Origin of the sequence: Actinocrinis sp. (assembly GCF_035650855.1) — a bacterium.
Taxonomy (GTDB): domain Bacteria; phylum Actinomycetota; class Actinomycetes; order Streptomycetales; family Catenulisporaceae; genus Actinocrinis.
The window spans coordinates 22097-42743 of the sequence record NZ_DASRGV010000322.1 but is presented as its reverse complement, the minus strand read 5'-3'; the positions used below and the strand labels follow the sequence as shown (position 1 = coordinate 42743).

Below are 20647 nucleotides of genomic sequence, written 5' to 3'. Positions count from 1 at the left end.
GGGACGGGGGAGACTTGGCGCGGCAGGTCGTCGGCAAGATCATCGGACTGGCCGCCGTGCTGAGCGTCCTGTTCGGCAGCCGCTGGATCGCCTTCTCGGCGCAGGATCTCGGAGCGGTCACCCCTGCCGCGCACACCACCGGCAACGACGCGCTCTGGCTCGGACACGCCTGGGTCGATGGACGCCGCAGCTCACAGGACATCGCGGCGCTCGCCGAGCAGTTGCGCGGTACGGGAATCAGAGACCTGTTCGTGCACGTCGGACCGGTGAATCAGGACGGTTCGCTAGATCCGGCCCTGCGGCCGCGGGCGCGGTGGTTCGTCAGTGCCGCGCATCGCGCGCTGCCTGGTGTGCGAGTGCTGGCATGGATCGGTGACATTGTCAGACCACGAACCGGTGGCCTGGATCTGGAGGACGTGCATACCAGGCAGCGCATCCTCGCCGCAGACGCCTCTGTACTTAGCGACGGCTTCGACGGTGTGCACTACGACTTCGAGCCGGTCGGCGATGCGGATCCCGGCTACCTCGCGCTGCTCGGCACTACGCACGCCTTGGTGCGTAACGCCGGGCGGATGCTCTCGATCTCCGCGGAACAAGTAGAACCCGTGCCGGGCGGCCGATGGGCGCTAGAAAGCGTGGTCGGCCACGGAAATTGGTGGTCGAGCGGGTACTTGCACCAAGTCGCCTCACGCGTTGATCAGGTCGCGATCATGTCGTACGACTCCGTGCTGTGGACCGCCAGCTCCTACAGCGGCTTCGTGCGCGATGAGACGCGTATCGCAGTCGGCGCCGTGCCACACAACGTCGCTCTACTCATGGGTGTGCCTGCGTACGAAGGACACTCCCTTGTGCACGATTCGGCGGCTGAGACCACCGCGGCCGGGATACGCGGCGTCCGGCTGGCACTACCGCACGGAACACCGACGGACCGCGCGATCGGCGTCGCGCTGTATATCGACTTCGGCGCGACCCGTGCCGACTGGGCGGCCTACCGGTCTGATTGGCTGGACCCGTAAGGCCTCACAATGGCTGCTGAAGATCGAGGAAAGGACGCACGCATGCTGGTCGCGTTTTCCGTCACACCGCTCGGCGTCGGAGAAGAGGTCGGTGCGCATGTCACCGAAGCGGTGCGCGTAGTGCGCGAGTCGGGCCTGCCCAACCGCACGGACGCGATGTTCACGACGATCGAGGGCGAGTGGGACGAGGTGCTCGACGTCGTCAAGCGCGCGTACGAGGCCGTGCAGCAGAGCGCCCGGCGGGACGGCGCGGCCGGTCGGATCAGCCTCGTTCTGAAGGCGGACATCCGGCCCGGCGTGACCGGCGCGCTGGAGGCGAAAGTGGCCACGGTAGAGCGGTACCTGGCGGAAGCCCAGGCGTAACCTACTCGACGACTCGGGCTCAAGCGCACTGCGATAAGCTGGGACTTTGCACTCATCCGGCGCCGTCCTAAGGAGCGAGCCGCGTCGTGTACGTCCTGCATGCCCTGTTCACCGAAGCGGGCTGCTGGGAGCTTTGGGCTGAGGACTCGAGCCGGCCGCTGACGCTGCCGGCCGAGCCGGCCGGCCGCGGCGGCGCGGCCCGCCGCGGTGGCACAGGCACGGCGCAGCGGCATCCGTTCGCGGCCGACCCGGCGGTCCTCGCCGACCTGCTCCGGGCGGCGGGCGACGAGGTGGCGGCGACGGTACGGCGGGCCGACCCGCGCGGCAGCGTGCCGCTCGCGCTGCCGTCGTCCCGGTCCGGCCCGCGGCCCTCGGCCAGCTTCGCGCGGTTCGTACGCGATCAAGCCGCGATCGGCGCGGGCGGCAGTGGCAGTGGCGGTAGTAGTGGCGGCGGCGGGAGCGACGAGGACGAGAAGGCCGAACTGCGCGCCTGGATCGTCCCCACGCTGGCCCTCGGCCCGCGTGACGGAGCCGCCCTGCTCGCGGTCCTCGACGGCGAACGCCTCGCGACCTACGACGCGGACGGCGCCGAAACCGACATCCCACTCGCCGACACGGTGCGGTACGCAACCGCGGTCGCACAGTTCGCCGATGCTCTGGTACGGCGCGGAGAGATCCTTCCCGATCTTCAAGTCGACGAGGGAAACGGCGACCACCACGCGGTTTGGCGCCCGACGTACGCGCTGGAGAGCGCGGCGCATCGCAAGGCACTGCTTGACGCGATGCCACCGGTCTTCCGTGCCCAACTGCTCGACGCAGACCTCACCGGACGACCGGCCACCGACGTACTCGACGGCGCCGTTAACGCACTCGTCGACGCGTACGTCATCGCGGCATTGACAGGCCCACACGGCCTACACGGAGAATCGCTCGCGCCCCCGCGTCCGCCCAACAGCCTTGGCGTCAAGACACCCATCGAAGAACTCTGGCTCGACGCGCTGACCTCCGCCTCCAGCAACCTGCTCGACCCTGAACGGCTGGACCTCACGGCGGCCGAAGCGCTGATGGCAGCCCTCGACGAATGGCGCACCACGCACGGCGCTTCCGCGGGTCCGGTGCGCACCTGCTTCCGCCTGCTCGCGCCGGAGGAGGGCGCGAGCGCGTACGGCGGCGACCGCGCCGACGGCGAGCGCGGCGAGGCGTGGACCGTGGAGCTGCTCCTGCAGTCCATCGAGGACCCCTCGCTGCTCGCCACCGCACATGAGGTCTGGCACCGCTCCGGCGCGGCACGGCTGCTGCGCGCGGCCGGCGCCGACCCGCGCCGCGACCTGCTCGCCGGCCTCAGCCGTGCCGCTCGCGTCTTCCCCGCCCTCGCCTACGCGCTGCGCGAGGCGTCCCCGACGCACGTGCGCCTGGACGCCGATGGCGCGCACGTCTTCCTCACCCGTATCGCCCCGGCCCTGGCCGGCAACGGATTCGGCGTGCTGCTGCCCGCGTGGTGGTCGTCGAGCGGGCGCGCCGAACTCGGTTTCACGCTCGCGGCGGCCCCCAAGGCCGAGCGCACCGAGCAGGGGCCGAAATCGGAGCAGCCGGGCCGGATCGCCCGCCGCTCCGGCTTCGGCCTCGGCGACCTGGTCGACTACGAGTGGCGCGCCTCGCTCGGCGGCCAGACGCTCACCGAGGCGGAGTTCCAGGCGCTCGCCGAGGCCAAGAGCAACCTGGTGCAGTTCCGCGGGCGCTGGGTCGAGGTGGACCGGGACAAGCTGGCCGCGGGGCTCAAGGCGCTCGGCACGCGACGCGGCGGCGCGATGCGCGTACGGGACTTCCTGCGCACCGCCGTCTTCGGCCTCGACGACGACGGCCTGCCGCTCGAAGCGGTCGAGGCGCGCGGCTGGCTCGGCGACCTGCTCTCCGGCGCCGCCGAGCAGCGCTGCAGCGCGGCGGTCGCGCCTCCCGGACTGCACGGCACGCTGCGTCCCTACCAGGAGCGCGGCGTCGGCTGGCTCGCGTTCATGGACCGGTTCGGGCTCGGCGCGGTGCTCGCGGACTCGATGGGCCTCGGCAAGACCGTCCAGGTGCTGACGCTGCTCGAACTTGAGCGCGAGTCCGGGGGTGCCCAAGGCCGGCCCACGCTGCTGGTCTGCCCGATGTCGCTGGTGGCGAACTGGCAGCGGGAGGCCGCGCGGTTCACCCCGGGCCTCGAGGTCCACGTGCACCACGGCGCGGAGCGGCTGTCCGGCGAGCAGTTCCGCGCGGCCGTCGCCGACGCGCACCTGGTGATCACCACCTACGGCCTGGCGCTGCGCGACCGCGAGGAGCTGGCGGAGGTGGACTGGCACCGAGTCGTCATCGACGAGGCGCAGGCCATCAAGAACGCCGGCACCAAGCAGGCCAGGGCGGTGCGCGCGATCGCCGCCCCGCACCGCATCGCGCTGACCGGCACCCCGGTGGAGAACCGGCTCGCCGACCTGTGGTCGATCCTCGAGTTCGCCAACCCGGGCCTGCTCGGCAGCGCCGAGTCCTTCAAGGAGCGCTTCGCCAGGCCGATCGAGCGGGACGGCGACGAGCGCGCGGCCGAGCGGCTGCGCCGGGCCACCGGGGCGTTCGTGCTGCGCCGGGAGAAGACCGACCCGGCGATCATCAGCGACCTGCCGGAGAAGGTCGAGATGAAGGTGGTCTGCAACCTGACCAAGGAGCAGGCCTCGCTGTATCAGGCCACGGTCGACGAGATGCTGCGCGAGGTGGCCGAGGCCGAGGGGGTGGCCCGGCGCGGCCTGGTGCTCGCGCTGCTCACCAGGCTCAAGCAGATCTGCAACCACCCGGCGCACTTCCTCAAGGACGGCTCGCGGCTGCCGGGCCGCTCCGGCAAGCTGGCCCGCGTCGAAGAGCTCTGCGACGAAGTGCTCGCGGCGGGGGAGAAGGCCCTGCTGTTCACCCAGTACGCCGAGTTCGGCGGGATGCTGCGCGCGCACCTGGCCGAGCGCTTCGGCCGCGAGGTCGCCTTCCTGCACGGCGGCGTGCCCAGGCGGGCGCGCGACGAGATGGTGCAGCGCTTCGAGCAGCCGGACGGCCCGCCGCTGTTCGTGCTCTCCCTCAAGGCCGGGGGAGTGGGCCTGAATCTGACCGCCGCGAACCACGTGATCCATGTGGACCGCTGGTGGAATCCGGCCGTGGAGAACCAGGCCACCGACCGGGCTTTCCGCATCGGGCAGCTACGCGACGTGCAAGTACGCAAGCTGATGTGCGCCGGCACGCTGGAGGAGCGGATCGACCGGGTGATCGAGGAGAAGCAGGACCTGGCCGACCGGATCGTGGGCACCGGCGAGGGCTGGCTGACCGAGCTGTCCGTGGCCGAGCTGCGCGACGTCATCCGGCTGGCCGCGGACGCGGTCGTGGAGTGAGGGCGAAGGGAGCGGCAGGCGACGTGTCGGGTGGAGCGAAGGACTCAGCGGATCAGTACTCGGCGAACGAGCACACGGCGAACGAGCACACGGCGAACGAGCACACGGTGAACCAGGACTCGGCGAACCGGGACTCGGTGAACCGGTACGGCGCGCCCGCGGGCACCCGCCGCGCCGCCGACCTCGCCGCACGGCCGCAGCGCGGCACGTCCGGCGAGGCCCGCTGGTCCAAGCGGTTCGTCGCGGTGATCGAAGGGTTCGGACACGGCGACCGGCTCACCCGCGGCCGCACCTACGCCAGCGGCGGCAACGTGCTCGGCTTCTCCATCCGCCCCGGCGAGGTCGCCGCGAGTGTGCAGGGCACCTGGGAGAAGCCGTACAGCGTGACGCTGCGGATCGAGGTCTACTCGCCGGAACAATGGGCACGCGTCGAACGCGAGCTGGTCGAGAGCCACGGGTACATCAGGGAACTGCTCGACGGACGCATGCCCGAGCGGATCGACCGGGTGTTCACCGCGGCAGGACTCACCCTCTTCCCGGTACGCCGGGAGTTCCGCAGCGATTGCACGTGCCCTGACAAGCAGAACCCGTGCAAGCACGTCGCGGCCGCCTGCTACGTACTCGCCCGGCACTTCGACGACGATCCGTTCGCGCTGCTCGCCTGGCGCGGCCGGGACCGCGCCGTGCTGACCCGCCGGCTCGAAGCCCTGCGCGACGACGAGGCGTGGCAGGAGGCCGCGGACGAGCCGCAGGACACGCCGCTGGCACACCTCACCGACGCCTACTGGCGTTCCCCGGCCGGGCCGCCGGAGCCGTTGGCCTCGCGTCCGGGCGTGCCGGCCGGCGCCATCCTCGACCGGCTCGGCCCGCTCGGCCGGCGCCTGCGCGGCGAGGATGTGAGAGATCTGCTTCGCCCGGCGTACGGCGCGATGCGTGACGGCAGGGGTTGACGCGAGCGCTGTGGCCCGTGTGAAAGCAGGGTCGCGCGATGCCTGGGATGCCACTGACCAGCACAGGAGCCTCGATTTGCGGTGATCGGCGGGTACCGGTGCGCGGCGATCCGGGTTAGCCTCATATGCGAACTCTGCGAAGCCCCGGCGTTCGCGGAAGAACCGTATGGGAGGTCCCCGCCCATGACCGAACTGCCCGCCGCGCCTTCGCCCACCGCGGCCGCCGCACCGCAGACCCCGCCGTCCTTCCCCTTCCCGGTCGACCCGCACGTCGGCATCCCGGCCGAATACGCCGAGCGGCGCGCCAGCTGCCCCTTCGGCAAGGTGCGGCTGCCCAGCGGCGACGAGGCGGTGCTGCTGGTCACCTACGCGGACTCGGCCGCCGCGCTCGCCGACACCCGCCTCTCGCACGACCTGACCGCGCCCGGCTCGCCGCGGATCACCGCCGGGCCGAGCTTCTTCGACGACCCGGAGAGCCTGCTGAACAAGGAGGGCGCGGAGCACCTGCGCATCCGCAGGATCGTCGCCTCCGCCTTCACCCCGCGCCGGGTCGAGCGCTGGAAGCCGACTATCGCCGCCGTGGCCGCGGAGCTGATCGACGCGATGGAGCGCACCGGACCGCCCGCCGACCTCGTGTCGGACTACTGCTTCCAGCTGCCGGTGCGGATCATCTGCAAGCTGCTGGGGGTGCCGGAGCGGGACCGCGGGAACTTCCGCGACTGGTCCAACGCCTTCGTCTCGGCCGCGCGGATGGAGCCGCAGCAGCGGGCCGGCCTGATCCGCGAGTTCTCGGCCTACACGGCCGCGCTGCTCGCCGCCAAGCGGGCCGAGCCCGGCGACGACCTGATCGACGACCTGATCGCGGCCAGGGATGGCGCGGACCGGCTCACCGAATCAGAGCTCGTGTACATGGTGGCCGGGCTGATCGCGGCCGGGAACGAGACGACCTCGAACATGCTCGGCCGCTCGGTGCTCACCCTGCTGCGCGACGGCGGCGGCCTCTGGAAGCAGCTCGTGGGTGATCCGGACCTGATCCCGGCGGCCGTCGACGAACTGCTGCGGTACAACCCGCTCGGCAACGGAGCGGCGCTGCGATTGGCCGTGGACGACGTCGAACTGCCCTCCGGCACGGTGCGCGCCGGAGACGCGGTACTGATCGCGACCTCGGCTGCGCTGCGCGACGAGGCGGCGTACCCGAGCCCTGATGTGGTCCGCTTCGACCGCGAGGCTCCCGCGCAGATCGTGTTCGGTGCCGGACCGCACTACTGCCTGGGCGCGCACCTGGCCAAGGCCGAGCTGCGGATCGGCCTTGGCCTGCTGGTCGAGCGGCTGCCGGGGCTGCGCCTGGCCGCGGACCCGCTCACCTTGGACTACACCGAGGGCGAGGTGCTCAGCTCGCTGGTGTCGCTGCCGGTCGCCTGGTAGCGGCGGACAGCACCAGCGGGCTGATCGAGCATCGCGCAACGCCGCCGGCGGGGAGAACCGGAGGCGCGTGCTCGGCGGCTCCGGACCAGGTGCGGGCCTCCGGAGCCGCTGAGCACGGACACGCGTTCCGCGCACCTTGCCGCGACGCTTAACCGCTCACTGCGACTGCTCGATGCGCGCTCAGGCCCGGCACAGAATCTCGCCGTGCACGAGCGAGATCCAGCCGTCCGGGTGCGCGCTCCATTCGAGCCAGGCCGCCGAGAGCGCCTTCAGCTCCTCCTCGGTGGCCAGCCCCTTCGCGACCGCGCTGTGCGCGAACTGCGACTTGACCACCCGCTCCGACCACAGCTCGCCCCACCACGGCCGCGTCGTCTCATCGGCGTAGCACCAGGTCGACGACGAGGCGGACACGTCCTCGAACCCTGCTGCGTGCGCCCAGGCGAGCAGGAAGCGTCCGGCGTCCGGGACGCCACCGTTGGCCCGGGCCAGGTCGACGTACAGCCGCAGCCAGTCGTCGAGTTTGGGCAGCTCCGGGTACCACAGAAAGCCGCGGTAGTCCGAGTCGCGCGCGGCCACGATCCCGCCGGGCTTGCATACCCGTCGCATCTCGCGCAGTGCCAGAACCGGGTCGCCGACATGCTGCAGGACCTGGTGCGCGTGTACGACGTCGAAGGTGTCGTCCTCAAATGCGAGCTCGTGCACATCACCGGTCGCGAACTCGATGCGGTCGCCGAGCCCCACTGCCTGCGCGTGTGCGGCGGCCTGGTCCAGCGCCTCCTGTGCGCTGTCCATCGCCACGACGCGGCCGGGGGCGACCAGTTCGGCCAGATCGGTGGTGATGGTGCCCGGGCCGCAGCCGATGTCGAGCAGGGCCAGTCCCGGGCGCAGGTGCGGCAGCAGGTAGGCCGCCGAGTTCTGCGCCGTGCGCCAGGTGTGTGAGCGCAGCACGGATTCGTGGTGGCCGTGGGTGTAGGTGGCTTCTTTGCCGGTCATTGTCAGGCTCCTTCGTCTCCCTGACCAAGACCTTAGCAGCGCGTCTCAGAAAGCGAGCAAGTCTGTATCGCTATATGAAACGACGCGCCAGGGGTAGGCGGTGCCGCGGCGAGGTACGGCCCAGCTAGTACGATGGGTGTCGAACCAGGGAAAGGAGCAGCCATGAGCGCGAACGAGAGCTCGCAACAGGTCGTGGACAGCCCGACCGATTGGGTCGCCGACCACATCAAGGAGTACGTCGAGTCCGACGGCGAGAAAGGCCACGAGTGGCGGGAAGGGGTGCCGACGCTGCTGTTGTCGGTGAAGGGCCGCAAGTCCGGCCTGTGGCGGCGTACCGCGCTGATCTACGGCCGTGACGGTGACAACTACGTGGTCGTCGCCTCGAAGGGCGGCTCCCCGACGCATCCGCTCTGGTACCTCAACCTGCGCGACAACCCCGAGTCCGAGATCCAGGTCGGCGCGGACAAGGTCCGGGTGCGCGCCCGCGACGCCGAGGGCGAGGAGCGTGCTCGGCTGTGGCAGACCATGTCCGCCATTTGGCCGGACTACAACAACTATCAGACGAAGACCGACCGGCAGATCCCGGTCGTCGTCCTCGAACCGGCCAACTGATCAGCCGCTAGCTCACGCAGCAGTTAGCTCACACAGACCGCCAGCTCACAAAGGCCGTTAGCTCACACAGACCGGTGCGGTACCGCAGATGCCCGCGGTACCGCACCGGTTGATCCTGAACGAGGGCACTGGCGCAACGCTCGGAGCCTCCCCTCCCAGCGCCGAACGCCGCGCCGTGCCTCATCCCTTCACGCACACCACCTGCCGCAGCTCGGCCACGATCTCGACCAGGTCGGTCTGCGCGGCCATGACCTGCTCGATCGGCTTGTACGCTCCCGGGATCTCGTCCAGCACGCCGAGGTCCTTGCGGCACTCGACGCCGGCGGTCTGCTCGGCCAAGTCCGCCTCGGTGTACACCTTCTTGGCCTTGGCCCGGCTCATCCGCCGTCCTGCACCATGAGAGGCGGAGTTGAACGCCGCTGCGTTACCAAGCCCGCGCACGATGTACGAGCGGGTGCCCATCGAGCCCGGGATGATCCCGTGCTCGCCGGCCCCGGCCCGGATCGCGCCCTTGCGCGTGACCAGCAGCTCCTCGCCCTCGTAGACCTCCTCGGACACGTAGTTGTGGTGGCAGGAGATCACCTCGCCGAAGGTCGGCGCGGCCGCCTTGAACTCCCGGCGCACCACCGCCTGGTAGAGCGCCATCATCACGGCGCGGTTGAGCCGCGCGTACTCCTGCGCCCAGAACAGGTCCGCCCGGTAGGCGTCCATCTGCGGCGTGCGCTTGAGGAACACGGCCAGGTCCCGGTCCACGAGGCCCTGGTTGTGCGGCAGCGCGCGGGCCACGCCGATGTGGTGCTCGGCCAGCTCCTTGCCGATGTTGCGCGAGCCGGAGTGCAGCATCAGCCACACCCGGTCCTCGGTGTCGAGGCAGAACTCGATGAAGTGGTTGCCCGAGCCCAGCGTCCCCATCTGTCCCAGCGCCCGCTCCCTGCGCGCCTTGACCGCCGGGGCGAGCTGCGCGAACCGGGCCCAGAACGCGTCCCAGCCGGTCGCCGAGAAGCCGTGCAGCTTCGCGCCGTCCACCGGACGCAGGTGCGAGGCGCGCCCGACCGGGATCGTGGCCTCGATCCGCGACCGCAGCCGGCCGAGGTCCTCCGGCAGGTCGGCGGCCGTGAGCGAGGTGCGCACCGCGGTCATCCCGCAGCCGATGTCGACGCCGACCGCGGCCGGGCAGACCGCGTCACGCATCGCGATGACCGAGCCCACGGTCGCGCCGATGCCGACATGCACGTCCGGCATCACGGCGACGCCCGCGATCTGCGGCAGCGTGGTGACGTTGAAGAGCTGCTGGAGCGCCTGGGGCTCTACCGTGGCCGGGTCCGCCCAAAGGCGGATCGGCACGTAATGCCCGGGCAGCTCGGTCATGGGCATGACTAGTCGACCTCCGTGGTCATGATGGACACGTTCAAGTCTCCGCGTGAGGCGGCGTTATCCGCATACGTGCGGCAGAGATGTCTGTAGTGACGTGGGTGAGTGCGCTGTTCTACGGGGGAAGGGCGCGGCCGCAGCCGGTTGGTCGGTCGAGCGGACTCGACCTATTCGGCGTTGCGGCGCAGTCGAGAGGACCTGCGACAGCGGAGCGGGTGACGACGCAACATCGCTGGAGGTCTCCTCTCTCGCTACACGACGGTCGTGGAAGCCGCCGTGCGCGCCCGCCCGAACCATTCGGGCTGTCGGCCGCGCCGTCGTCTATGAACCCATATACGGCCGTGGCGCGGCAACGGAATTATCGATCGCTTAGGGGAGCGCGCGGCTGCCTGAGCGCTTATGCAGACGGCAGAACCACCGTCACCATGTGCGTACCGAAGCGTTCGGTGACGTGTCCGTCTGGGAACTGCTCGCTCAGAATCGCGCGCTCGGTGGCCAGGAATTCATCGCGATTGGACAGCGCGGCGACGTACGACTTCGACACGAGGTTGTCCAGGTGCGTGTCCAACGAGACGGTGCGCTCCCACGCGAAGGCGTGCGCTGTCACCGGCAGGTCGAAGTCGGGGCCGAGTTCCTTGCCGTCCTGCGCGAACGGGGCGCTGACCTGCCGCCAGCCCGGCTCGGCGGCGGCGTTGATCCGCTCCTCCTGCTCTACCTCCCACGCACTGTCCCGCTGCGTGTAATTCCACCAGGCCGCGAATGCGCCGCCGGGCCGCAGAACGCGCCGGAACTCGGGCACGGCGAGCGCGGGATCCATCCAGTGCCACGCCTGCGCGCTGGTGACTAAGTCAGCGCAGTCGTCGCGCAGCGGAATCGCGGTCGCGCTGCCGCGCACCGGCCGCACTCCGGGCGAGGTCGCGGCCAGTTGCCCGATCATCGGCCCGGACAGTTCGACCGCGGTGACCCGCGCCCCGCGCTCGGCCAGCTGACGGGAGGCGATCCCGGTGCCCGCGCCCAGGTCGACTACGTCGAGCCCGGCCAGCGGCCTGCCGAGCACGTTCGCCAGGGTGTCGTAGAGCTCTGCGGGATAGTCGGGCCGCCCCGCCGCGTAGTTCGCCGCCACCGTGTCGAACTTCGAACGCTCCGCCACCGCAGGGCCCCTTCCCGTCGGTAAGTACCGAGAGGGACCTTAGCCGATCACCCGGCAGTGATACTCATGGTGGGTGGTGAATCCGAGCGCCGCGTAAAGCCCGACCGCCGCTTCGTTGTCGGGACTCACTTCGAGGAACGCGTCCGTCGCGCCCTGCTCGTCGGCCCATTCCAGCAAGGCGTCCATGACCAGCTTGGCCAGCCCGCGGCGCCGCGCTGAGGGAGCCGTCTCTATGGCGCTGAGACCGACCCAGCGCGAGCCGTCCGGTGCGTCTGCGTCCGTGGCCGGGATGACCGCGGCGCGACCGATCGCGACCGGCGCGCCGGTGTCCGAGTCGTAGATCGTCGCGAACCTCACGCCCTCACCGGACCCGAGGACCTGCCGGGCGACCGGCGGCACCGTGCCGGAGCGGTAGAGGGACAGCCAGTCGTCGGTCGGCTCGTCCGCGAAGGTCTCCTTCACGCCGATCGGGGCGACGCTCAGCAGCGTGTCGAGCACCTCGGAGACGTTGGCGACCTGCCGCCACGCGAGCGCGTCGGCGCGTTCGTGTCCGAGCTCGGCGAGTGCGAGGTCGAGCTCTGATCCGACTGCCACCTGAACCAGGGCCGGAAGTCCGCGCTCGGCGTACCAGGCCTGCACAGCCGACACCGCGTCAGGCAGCGGGCGCTCGAGCGGGCCGAGCGGCCACGCCGAGTTGGCTCGGTGGGTGAACCCCTCGGCAGCCCGCAGGTGCCAGCCGTCCACCTGCGTGGACTCGGCGTATCCCCAACCTGCGGCGGCTGTCGCGATCAGGGCGTCAGCGGTGGGCGTCTCGGCCATGGCTTCCTTCTCCGAAGTTCCAGGCCGGCGGGTGGATTTGGGCCGGGTCCGCGGCCGATGGCCGTCTCCTGGCTGCGTCAGCGGCCTGCGCACAGCCCTGTGCGCAGGCCTCCTTCGCCTAGCCGTGCTCGGCCCTCGACCGCTCGCTGATCCGGCCCAGATCCACCCGCCGCCCTAGCTGCTGGCAAACAATGCCGTGCCGGAGAGCGGCAGTCAAACACGGAGCGTCACGATGCCCACAACTGACCTAATGGCGCACAACCCGCGATATGAGGGCCCACATCGGCACAACCCGCGAGCGATCGGCTCAGCCCGAGGCCTGCTTCATCTTCTCGGCCATTTCGCACGGCGTCGCGCCGTCGGCCGGTGTGCGCTGGTGCGCGGCGATGCTGCACAGCATTCCGCGCAGGGCCTTCTGCTCGTCCTCGCTGAGCGCGGCCAGCAACTCCGCTTCGGCGGCGCTGATCGCCGACTGCGCGTCGGCCAGCCGGGCCCGGCCGGCCGACGTGGCCCGGATCAGCCTGCTGCGACGGTCGTTCGGATCCGGCAGCCGCTCCGCGAGCCCGGCCTTCTCCAGGTCGTCGACCAGGTAGACCATCACGGTGCGGTCCACCCCGAGCTGCTTGGCCAGCTCGGCCTGGTTGTGCGCGCTGCAGTTGGCCGCGCCGTAGAGCGCCTGGAAGCCGCGATGCCCGTGCGGCAGATCGGCGACCGCACGTTCGACCGCGTAGGTGTAGGCGCGGAAACACTGCGCGAGCAGCCAGCCGAAATTCTGATCGAAGCCGGCCGGGATTCCGTAGGAGGCGGCCAGCGTCGAGGGTGCGGGCGCCGACGGGTCCGCGGCCGCGTCCCGCTCGACGGCGCCTGCGCTCATGCCCGCCCCTCCGCTCTCGCCGCGGTCGAATCCGCGTCTGGTCTGCGGTTCCAGGATACAGCGGCCCTGAGGCTTGACAAATAGTCTGTGCAACAGACAATCTAAATCCAAGACAGATTGTCGAACAGACTAGTTCAGGAGCTAGCCATGGCCCGCCTGCTGCACGTCGATTCCTCCGCCTTGACCGTCGGCTCGGTGTCGAAGGAGATCGCCGACACCTTCCGCAAGACCTGGCAGGAGGCGCACCCCGACGGCGAGATCACGCATCGCGACCTGGGGCGCAACCCGGTGCCCGCGCTCGAGGAGGCGGGCATCCACGCGGGCTTCATGCCGCAGGAGCAGCACACGCCCGAGCAGGCCGCGGCATTCGCGCTGCGTACCGAACTAGTGAACGAAGTGCTGGCCGCGGACGCGTACCTGTTCACGGTCCCGATGTACAACTGGGGCGTGCCGGCCACGTTCAAGGCCTGGCTGGATCAGATCATCCTGTCCGGTCGCACGGTGAGCTTCGACGGGACGCCGCCGCTGGCCGGGCGTCCGGCGACGATCGTGCTCGCCTACGGCGGCGGCTACGACCCGGGTACGCCGCGCGAGGGCTGGGACTTCGTGCAGCCTTATCTGGAGACGGTCCTCGGCAAGGCGCTGGGCCTGGACGTGACCGTGATCAAGGCGCAGCTGACCCTGGCCGAGCGCAACCCGGCCATGGCTGACCTGATACCGGCCGCACAGCAGCTGCGCGCCGCGGCGCACGAGGCGGCGGAGTCACACGCCCGCGCCCTCGCCGGCCAGTTCGCCGCCGCGTAGCGCTCCCTCTGGCGCTCCGGGATCGCTGCCAGCCTGCCCGAGCCGTGGCCCAGCCGCAGATCCGGCTGCCGCCACTACCGGCCCAGCCGCAGTTCCGGCTGCCGCCACTACCGGCCCAGCCGCAGTTCTGGCTGCTGACACCGGCCCCGACGCCCCCGCCTCCGCCCCCTCCGCCGTCGCGGTCGCGGTCGCGGTCGCCGAGCCTGCCTCGGCCCACTCCGCCCTTCGCGCCGCCTCGTTCGTCGCCGAGCCCGCCTTGTCCGTCCTCTCCGCGCTCTCCGCTCTCCCCGGCCGGAACCTCCACCGGAACCGGGAGACCACCAGCGCGAGTCCGAGGATGACCACCGCGGCCCCGAGCAGCATCGGTGCGGTCACAGACTCGTCGCGCGCGATGCGGCCGGTGAGAAAGCCGATGACCGGAATGGCGAGCGCGTAGGGCACCACCCGGTCTGCCGGATGCCGGCTGAGCAGCAGTGACCAACTGCCCATCGCCAGGATCGTCGACAGCCCGACCGAATAGGCGAGCGACAGCCATGCGCCCAACCCGGCATGACCAAAGGCGGTGATGTCGCGGTGGGCGCCCTCGTGCAGCAGCGAGAGCGCGAGCAGGGGCAGCGGCGGCACGACCGAGGACCAGATCACCAGCCGGAACCCGTTGTCCGGCTTGGCGATGCGGGTGCACACATTGCCGATCGCCCAGCTGGCCGCGCCGCCGAGGACCAGCAGCAGCGAGAGCACGCTGACCGAACCGCCGCGCGCCAGCCCGACGATCCCGAGACCGACCGCGCTGACCGCGATGCCGAAGGCCTGGCGTGGAGAAGGCCGCTCGCGAAGCGCCAGCGCGGCGAACACGAGCGTGAACACCACTTGAGCCTGCATCACTAGAGAGGAGAGCCCGGCGGGCATCCCGGCCGCCATGCCGAGGTACAGCAGGGCGTACTGGCCGGTCCCGGTGAACAGGCCGACCAGCAGCAGCCAGCGCCAGGCGATCTGCGGGCGCGGCACGAACAGGCAGCAGACTGCGACGGCCGCGAAGCGCAGGGCGGCGAAAAGCAGCGGCGGGAAGTCGGCGAGTCCGGCGTCGATGACGGTGAAGTTCACGCCCCAGACGAGCACGGCGAGCCAGGCGAGCAGGAGGTGGCGGACGGGAAGCGCGGTGCCGCGAGTCATGGATCCAATCAAGCAGCGCCGATCGTTTAGGACCAGCGAATAGTTCTGCGCGATACCATGCAGAAACGCTGAATCGGGATACTCGTGCTCGGTGCTCGGTGCTCGGTGCTCGGTGCTCGGTGGAACCCCGCTCCACCCCGCCCCGGGCCGATTGCGCGCCCGGCCAAGACGGCCCCGCGTGGCACTCCTCGCACCGCACCGTACCCCACCCGACCAGCGCGGACGGTGCGCACCTTCGCGCACGCGACGGGAGGCGAGCACGGTGATCGATCCGAGGCATCTTAGAACGTTGAGGGCACTCGCCGACCACGGCACAGTAAACGCCGCCGCCGTGGCCCTGCACCTCACTCCCTCCGCGGTCTCGCAACAGCTCACCGCGCTCGGAAAGTCCACCGGCTGCACCCTCGTAGAGCGGCGCGGACGCGGCGTCGTGCTCACCGAGCCGGCCCGCATCCTGCTCGACCACGCCGACGCGATCCTCGAACGATACGAGCGTGCCGACGCCGAACTACGCGACTTCCGCGAGGGAACCGCCGCCCGCTTCCGAGTTTGCGCGTTCCCCACCGCGATCGCGGCCTTCGTGGCCAAGGCGGTGGCCGACCTCTGCGAGCAGAACCCGGGTTGGCGGGTCTCGATCGAGGAGGCCGAGTCCGAGGAGGCGCTGGCGCTGCTGCTCGACGGCGAAGTGGACGTAGCGGTCGTGATGATCGCGCCCAACCGTCCCGCCCTGGCCGACCCCCGCGTCGTGTTGGAGTCCCTGGTCGTCGACGACTATCGGGCCGTCGTTCCGGCCCGGCATCGCTTGGCGAAGAGCGTCGATCCGATCGACCTGCGGGAGCTCGCCGAGGAACCCTGGATCCAGTCGCGGCGCTGGACCTCCTGCAACGAGGTGATCACCGCAGCCTGCGCGTCGGCGGGCTTCCAGCCCCGCGCCGCGCACTACACGACGGACTTCCTCGCAGCGGTCGGCATCGTCGCGGCCGGACTTGGTGTGACCGTCGTGCCGGAACTCGGCCTGCCGCCGATCGTCCCCGACTCGGTGCGCGTCCTGCCGATCGGCCAGGACGCCCCGCGCCGCCGCATCGCCGCCGCGATGCGCAAGGGCGCGAACTACTCCCGCGCAGTGGCGGCCCTCCGGCAAGCATCGGCGAGTGCAAAGGCCGACGCCGCACGCCTGGCTCAAGCCGTGAGCGTGCCGGCGACGGGCTGACGGGCGACCTGCTGCGGATCATGCGGCGGTGCGCCGCCTGCTCATGCCGTGGGCGTATCGGCGACGGGCTGACGGGCGACCTGCTGCGGATCATGCGGCGGTGCGCGGCCTGCTCATGCCGTGAGTGCGTCACCGTCATCCTGCGTGCGACGCTTCCCGCTTACTGATCAATGCCACGTGCGCTACCCGCTTACTGATCGATGACAGCCTTGCGCTCAGCGGCCAACGTGTCATCGCCGTGTGCTTCGCTGGACTCGGCAGAACCCGCTACGGAGAGGGACGTACGGTTCGCATGAACATCCCCGAGCTTGAGCTGGCGGGTTGGCGCCGCGAGGTCAGCGTGCTCTACGCGGCGGTCCGTGCCATCCCGAACCCAGAGCGCGCGCATGAGTTGTGGCGCGTGGGCCGCGACGACCTGTTCCGGCGTCACCCGCAAAGCCCGCTGCCACCTGGCGATCCGATGCGCGGGACCGGCGTGCCGTACTGGCCGTACGACCCCCGATTGCGTTTCGAGCTGCCCATCCTGCCGCCCGGCGAGCCGAATGGCCTGAGTCTGCCGACCGACGGCGACGGCAACACCGCGATGCGGCTGGTCGGCCGCGTCGAACTTCCCGAACCGATCGGCGCGACGCTCGACGTCTGGTGGCTGCGGCAGTACGCGGGCGGGCTGTTCCTCCCCGTGCGCGATGGCACCGCCGGCACGGAAAGCTACGGCGGCGGGCGTTACCTGCTGGACACCGCAAAGAGCGCGGACCTCGGCGGCGATGCGGAAAGCCTCGTCGTCGACCTGAACTTCCTGTATCACCCGTCATGCCGGTATGAAGCGCAATGGCAGTGTCCGCTCGCTCCGCCGGGCAACACCATCAACGTTCCGATACGTGCTGGCGAGCGGCTGTGACGAGCCGACAGCGGGAGCAACGCCTCATCGTTTCCGGCGAAGTGGCGCGATCCTCGGGCTGATCAGCCGCTAGCTGCTTCGCTAGAATCCCGACATGGCTGACACCGGGGACCCCAACACCGCGCTGGAAATGCGTGCCTCCGACTCCGACCGTGAGCGCGTGGCAGAGCAACTGCGCGAGGCCGCGGGACACGGTCGGCTGACGATGGACGAGCTTGAGGAGCGGCTGGAGCGCGCCTACTCGGCCAAGACCTACGCCGAGCTGGAACCGTTGACCCGCGATCTTCCGGCGGCCGGAACGACGCCACCGCTCCCCGCGACAGCCAGCTCCGCTGTGGCAACACCGCTGATCGGCGGAACGCCCACGAAGCGTCGCTGGTCGATCGCGATCATGTCGGGTTCGGATCGGCGTGGGCGATGGGTCGTGCCCGCGCGGTACAACGCGTTCTCGTTCTGGGGCGGTGTAGTCCTCGATCTGCGCCAAGCCACCTTCGCCGAGCGCGAAACGGTCATCCGCGCGAACGCGATCATGGCCGGTATCGACATCATCGCGCCCGAGGGCGTCGACCTGCGCATCGAGGGCTTCGGGTTGATGGGCGGATACGACGACGCCACCTCCGACGACGTGGAGCTGCCGCCGCCGGGCGCGCCGATCGTGCGAGTGGTGGGAATCGCGTTCTGGGCTGGAGTGACCGGGCGGCGCAAGGCAGCGAAGGAGCTCGAGAAGAAGCAGCGCGGCGAACTGACCTCGTGAGGGACGGCACGGTCCGCATCGAGCCGGGGGGCGTGCCGGGGCGATCGGTGGTGACGCCGGCGGCGCGGCGCAGCAGCCTGCTGATTCCGGGCGCCGACAGCGCGACGTTAGCTAACCCGGGCGCGCGCGTCGCGGAGCGTGCGAATGAGATCCCTGCTGTAACGGCTGCGGTACGGCGGCTTGTGTAGACCGGTGCGACTGGCCAATCAGGGGACTGGCGGGCGTACGGGGTCGTACGAGCTCGTACGGGTTTCGTGGCTCCAGCCTTCGCCGCTGCCATCGTTCTCTGTGTCGGCAGGACGCGGGGGTGAACGTCGACTTCCGGCCCCGGTGTCCTCGCCACGGAGACAGGCGCACAGCGCCGCATCGGGAGGAGATCTCATGCGCAAGCACGCGATATTCAAGGCGACGCTGATCGTCGCAGGCGCCGGAGCCGTCATCGGCGCAACGGCGGTCTCGGCAGACGCGGCCACGGTTCGGCCCCAGGTCCACGTGCAGGAGCAGGTCTACCACGGGCCCTCCGAGTACTGGTGCGAAGTGACCGTCGCGAACGCCGAGGCCCAGTACGGCGCCGTGGACGGCTTCTGTGCCTACGACGGTTTCAACTGGAACGGCTACATCAACCTCGACTGAGAACTGCTCACCCACCTGACACTGAACGCCGCCCTCCGGGGCGGCGTTCAGTGCGACAGAGGGCTGTTTCGTCGCGAGGCGAAGCAGGCCTCTGTCGCTGTCTGATCGAGCATCGCGTCTGCGCCCGACGCCGCGCTTTGAGGCAGGCGCCGGGACCGCTCCGGGGCGAAGGTGGTCACCAGGGCTGACCCGTCGCTCTCGGCGGCGGCCGGCAATCTTCTGAGAGCAGGGTGGCAGCGATGTCGTTCACCGATTGGGACCTCTATGAGGATCTCTTCGCGGGCCTGCGGCGCGACGGCGAACAGTGGGTCGCCGCCACGACCTTCGTCGCGTTCGATGAATCGGTTCGCCGGGGCTGCCCAGCGCTGGTCGACGGTGATCGCGGATACGCCGAACTCGTCGCACGGCTCGAGGGATCCGGCGACTACGCCGGTCGCGAGGAGCTGCTCTTCGAGCACCTGCGGATGATCACGCTCGCGGCGCCGGCGCAGTCGTACGGACTCGGGAAGGAGTGGCAGGGCTACTGGGTCAGCAAGGATGTCAATGGCGCGGATGTCTACGCCTCCGATCGCTATGCGCCGGCTGACGCGTGGTCCCCGGTCGAGCTGTCTCTTCACGCCGCCGCCCTCCAGTACGACGAGGACCAGGGGCTCATGTACCACGCGATGGAGCAGCAGTGGTATCTGCGCGACGGCCGGACACCCGTGTGGCCCGACGAATCCCGTCCAGGCGGCTATGTGGACGGCGAGGGAAACCTCTATCTTCGCGGGGAGTTGCAGGCCGACTCCGTGAAAGATCTGCGTGAGCAGCACTTCGACGTGGAAAGCGGCCGCTGGCGCCGTTTCGTGGCGCAGGACGGCGAGTTCGAGTACCACCACACCGCTGACGGCGTATGGGAGCGGTGGCGCGAGGAGCAGTGGTGTCGCTTCCATGACGACGCCGGGCTGTGGCTCCCCTACCACGAACCGTCTGCGACGTGGCTCGACCGGAACCAGTGGCGGCCGTACGAGGAGGTCGGTACGCCGTATCCGCCCGTCCCGCAGTCGCCGGATCCAGCGCTCGCCGATGGCGCGGACCCTGCCGAGGCGGCATTGCTGGAACTGGTCGGACGCAGCGTCACGGGAGCGCTCGAAGACGTCCCCGGTGCGGGGGAGCTCTCCGAGGCGCAGATCGTCGAGGCGGTACGGGAAGTACTGCTCGAACTCGCCGGCGCCGATCAGTGACCAGTCAGCTTGCCCCGACCCCGACCACGTGACCCGGAGGGCACAACCATGTCCGAAACCAGCTTCTCGACCAACGACCAGGGCGCCGACGGGCCCCCGCCGCCTCCGCCCGGCGGCCCCCCGACCGCCAAGGCGTTCAAGTCGAGCCTGGCCGCAAGACTCGAGAAGGACCCGGAGGCCAAGCGCATCATCGACGACTACGACGTCCGGCTTAGGCTCCGCGACACGCATTGGTCGAAGAAACTAGACGGCCGTATAAGAGAGATGATAGCGCTCTTCACGCAGATTGATCGGCACCTGAGCTCTGTGAGCCGGATGCTTCAAGAGACGCAGGGAGATCGGGTCGCGAGGCTTATGGCAGACCTCAAGCCGCTGGCGACGCTCGCGGTCCCGGTCAAGACGGCCGGGATATTCTATCGGGCCGACGGCCGCAGCCCGTGGACGATGCAGAAGCACGGCGGATTCGAGCACCTCGAAGGCGGCGACATAGGACTCGTTCGCAGCGGGCTTAAGGCGCTCGCCCTGAAGTTCGACAGTGTGAGCGACTGGATCGCCGTGTACCGGATCACGAAGAACAGCCACGGCCTACCCACGATCTCCACCGGGCCGAACCCGGGAGACGCCCAAGGGGCCTCGAACGGCAGGTGGCAGTACGGCATCAAACTGCCCAGCACGATGAAGGAGTACCCGATCACCGAGAAGACGCTCGGAGTCGACTTTCGCAAGAAGTCGGACCGGGGGGACAGGCTGTGGATGAACGCGCCGACCGTCGACGAGGCGACCGAGATCGCGATCGTCGGCGGCGACCTGCCCGAGTGCACGTTCCTGACGAAGATCAAGCTTGAGTACATCGTCTCGTATGTCCTGCTGACCGACGGTCCGAACTATCTGACCGGCGTCTGGAGGCCGTTCGTCGCCGACGATGTCGCCGCGTACCGCAACGTGCTTCAAACGTACGGTGAGCTCGACTTCCCTGAGTGA

19 protein-coding genes are annotated in these 20647 nt (G+C 70.0%); 13 read left to right on the top strand and 6 right to left on the bottom strand.

Features of this window, described 5'->3' with window-relative positions; all coding sequences use genetic code 11:
* Positions 1 to 14: 14 nt before the first annotated feature.
* The 5 genes from VFB40_RS23010 (at position 15) to VFB40_RS22990 (ending at position 7155) form a co-directional block, all read left to right on the top strand.
* Positions 15 to 1016: a glycoside hydrolase family 18 protein gene (locus tag VFB40_RS23010; protein WP_324854030.1), complete on the top strand. Its 1002-nt coding sequence runs from the start codon at positions 15 to 17 to the stop codon at positions 1014 to 1016.
* A 42-nt stretch (positions 1017 to 1058) separates the two neighbouring features.
* A complete protein-coding gene (locus VFB40_RS23005) occupies positions 1059 to 1379 on the top strand; it encodes a thiamine-binding protein (RefSeq protein WP_324854028.1) in 321 nt (106 codons plus the stop codon).
* 86 nt (positions 1380 to 1465) lie between these two features.
* Complete coding sequence (locus VFB40_RS23000) at positions 1466 to 4780, top strand: DEAD/DEAH box helicase (RefSeq protein WP_324854026.1); 3315 nt, start codon at positions 1466 to 1468, stop codon at positions 4778 to 4780.
* Between the two features lie 23 nt (positions 4781 to 4803).
* Positions 4804 to 5730, top strand: a complete 927-nt coding sequence (locus tag VFB40_RS22995) for an SWIM zinc finger family protein (RefSeq protein WP_324854025.1) — start codon at positions 4804 to 4806, stop codon at positions 5728 to 5730.
* Between the two features lie 183 nt (positions 5731 to 5913).
* Positions 5914 to 7155 (top strand): cytochrome P450, encoded by a 1242-nt coding sequence (locus VFB40_RS22990; protein ID WP_324854023.1) that lies wholly within the window; start codon positions 5914 to 5916, stop codon positions 7153 to 7155.
* A gap of 180 nt (positions 7156 to 7335) precedes the next feature.
* On the opposite strand, the gene VFB40_RS22985 is transcribed toward VFB40_RS22990, so the two are convergent.
* Entirely contained in the window at positions 7336 to 8148 is an 813-nt protein-coding gene (locus VFB40_RS22985) for a class I SAM-dependent methyltransferase (RefSeq protein WP_324854021.1), read from the bottom strand.
* Between the two features lie 162 nt (positions 8149 to 8310).
* On the opposite strand from VFB40_RS22985, the gene VFB40_RS22980 reads away from it, so the two are divergent.
* Entirely contained in the window at positions 8311 to 8760 is a 450-nt protein-coding gene (locus VFB40_RS22980; RefSeq protein WP_324854018.1) for a nitroreductase family deazaflavin-dependent oxidoreductase, read from the top strand.
* Between the two features lie 180 nt (positions 8761 to 8940).
* Here the strand turns inward: VFB40_RS22980 and VFB40_RS22975 are convergent, their stop codons facing one another.
* The 4 genes from VFB40_RS22975 to VFB40_RS22960 all read right to left on the bottom strand — a co-directional run bounded on the left by VFB40_RS22975 (position 8941) and on the right by VFB40_RS22960 (position 12974).
* Positions 8941 to 10134, bottom strand: coding sequence for an RtcB family protein (locus VFB40_RS22975; RefSeq protein WP_324854016.1), 1194 nt, complete (start codon positions 10132 to 10134; stop codon positions 8941 to 8943).
* Between the two features lie 394 nt (positions 10135 to 10528).
* Positions 10529 to 11281 (bottom strand): class I SAM-dependent methyltransferase, encoded by a 753-nt coding sequence (locus VFB40_RS22970; protein ID WP_324854015.1) that lies wholly within the window; start codon positions 11279 to 11281, stop codon positions 10529 to 10531.
* 39 nt (positions 11282 to 11320) lie between these two features.
* A complete protein-coding gene (locus tag VFB40_RS22965; protein WP_324854013.1) occupies positions 11321 to 12100 on the bottom strand; it encodes a GNAT family N-acetyltransferase in 780 nt (259 codons plus the stop codon).
* 307 nt (positions 12101 to 12407) lie between these two features.
* Positions 12408 to 12974, bottom strand: coding sequence for a MarR family winged helix-turn-helix transcriptional regulator (locus VFB40_RS22960; protein ID WP_324854011.1), 567 nt, complete (start codon positions 12972 to 12974; stop codon positions 12408 to 12410).
* 147 nt (positions 12975 to 13121) lie between these two features.
* On the opposite strand from VFB40_RS22960, the gene VFB40_RS22955 reads away from it, so the two are divergent.
* Entirely contained in the window at positions 13122 to 13778 is a 657-nt protein-coding gene (locus tag VFB40_RS22955; protein ID WP_324854009.1) for an FMN-dependent NADH-azoreductase, read from the top strand.
* On the opposite strand, the gene VFB40_RS22950 is transcribed toward VFB40_RS22955, so the two are convergent.
* Entirely contained in the window at positions 13737 to 14948 is a 1212-nt protein-coding gene (locus VFB40_RS22950) for an EamA family transporter (protein WP_324854007.1), read from the bottom strand. The two genes, VFB40_RS22955 and VFB40_RS22950, sit on opposite strands and share 42 nt — an antisense overlap.
* A 91-nt stretch (positions 14949 to 15039) precedes the next feature.
* Here VFB40_RS22950 and VFB40_RS22945 point away from each other — a divergent pair, with 91 nt between their 5' ends.
* The 6 genes from VFB40_RS22945 to VFB40_RS22920 all read left to right on the top strand — a co-directional run bounded on the left by VFB40_RS22945 (position 15040) and on the right by VFB40_RS22920 (position 20647).
* Positions 15040 to 16158: a LysR family transcriptional regulator gene (locus VFB40_RS22945; RefSeq protein ID WP_324854005.1), complete on the top strand. Its 1119-nt coding sequence runs from the start codon at positions 15040 to 15042 to the stop codon at positions 16156 to 16158.
* A gap of 292 nt (positions 16159 to 16450) precedes the next feature.
* The gene (locus VFB40_RS22940; RefSeq protein WP_324854003.1) at positions 16451 to 17056 is read left to right on the top strand and encodes a DUF1684 domain-containing protein; all 606 of its coding nucleotides are present in this window, start codon (positions 16451 to 16453) and stop codon (positions 17054 to 17056) included.
* A gap of 94 nt (positions 17057 to 17150) precedes the next feature.
* Positions 17151 to 17810: a DUF1707 SHOCT-like domain-containing protein gene (locus VFB40_RS22935; protein ID WP_324854001.1), complete on the top strand. Its 660-nt coding sequence runs from the start codon at positions 17151 to 17153 to the stop codon at positions 17808 to 17810.
* A gap of 381 nt (positions 17811 to 18191) precedes the next feature.
* Entirely contained in the window at positions 18192 to 18443 is a 252-nt protein-coding gene (locus VFB40_RS22930; protein WP_324853999.1) for a hypothetical protein, read from the top strand.
* 239 nt (positions 18444 to 18682) lie between these two features.
* Positions 18683 to 19666 (top strand): hypothetical protein, encoded by a 984-nt coding sequence (locus tag VFB40_RS22925; protein ID WP_324853997.1) that lies wholly within the window; start codon positions 18683 to 18685, stop codon positions 19664 to 19666.
* A gap of 48 nt (positions 19667 to 19714) precedes the next feature.
* Positions 19715 to 20647, top strand: coding sequence for a hypothetical protein (locus VFB40_RS22920; protein ID WP_324853995.1), 933 nt, complete (start codon positions 19715 to 19717; stop codon positions 20645 to 20647).

Bases quoted from the DNA above. Each gene is read 5' to 3' on its own strand.
- VFB40_RS23005 (WP_324854028.1), top strand. From the start codon at position 1,059: ATGCTGGTCGCGTTTTCCGTCACACCGCTCGGCGTCGGAGAAGAGGTC.
- VFB40_RS22990 (WP_324854023.1), top strand. From the start codon at position 5,914: ATGACCGAACTGCCCGCCGCGCCTTCGCCCACCGCGGCCGCCGCACCG.
- VFB40_RS22985 (WP_324854021.1), bottom strand. From the start codon at position 8,148: ATGACCGGCAAAGAAGCCACCTACACCCACGGCCACCACGAATCCGTG.
- VFB40_RS22980 (WP_324854018.1), top strand. From the start codon at position 8,311: ATGAGCGCGAACGAGAGCTCGCAACAGGTCGTGGACAGCCCGACCGAT.
- VFB40_RS22975 (WP_324854016.1), bottom strand. From the start codon at position 10,134: ATGCCCATGACCGAGCTGCCCGGGCATTACGTGCCGATCCGCCTTTGG.
- VFB40_RS22965 (WP_324854013.1), bottom strand. From the start codon at position 12,100: ATGGCCGAGACGCCCACCGCTGACGCCCTGATCGCGACAGCCGCCGCA.
- VFB40_RS22960 (WP_324854011.1), bottom strand. From the start codon at position 12,974: ATGAGCGCAGGCGCCGTCGAGCGGGACGCGGCCGCGGACCCGTCGGCG.
- VFB40_RS22955 (WP_324854009.1), top strand. From the start codon at position 13,122: ATGGCCCGCCTGCTGCACGTCGATTCCTCCGCCTTGACCGTCGGCTCG.
- VFB40_RS22950 (WP_324854007.1), bottom strand. From the start codon at position 14,948: ATGACTCGCGGCACCGCGCTTCCCGTCCGCCACCTCCTGCTCGCCTGG.
- VFB40_RS22940 (WP_324854003.1), top strand. From the start codon at position 16,451: ATGAACATCCCCGAGCTTGAGCTGGCGGGTTGGCGCCGCGAGGTCAGC.
- VFB40_RS22935 (WP_324854001.1), top strand. From the start codon at position 17,151: ATGGCTGACACCGGGGACCCCAACACCGCGCTGGAAATGCGTGCCTCC.
- VFB40_RS22930 (WP_324853999.1), top strand. From the start codon at position 18,192: ATGCGCAAGCACGCGATATTCAAGGCGACGCTGATCGTCGCAGGCGCC.
- VFB40_RS22925 (WP_324853997.1), top strand. From the start codon at position 18,683: ATGTCGTTCACCGATTGGGACCTCTATGAGGATCTCTTCGCGGGCCTG.
- VFB40_RS22920 (WP_324853995.1), top strand. From the start codon at position 19,715: ATGTCCGAAACCAGCTTCTCGACCAACGACCAGGGCGCCGACGGGCCC.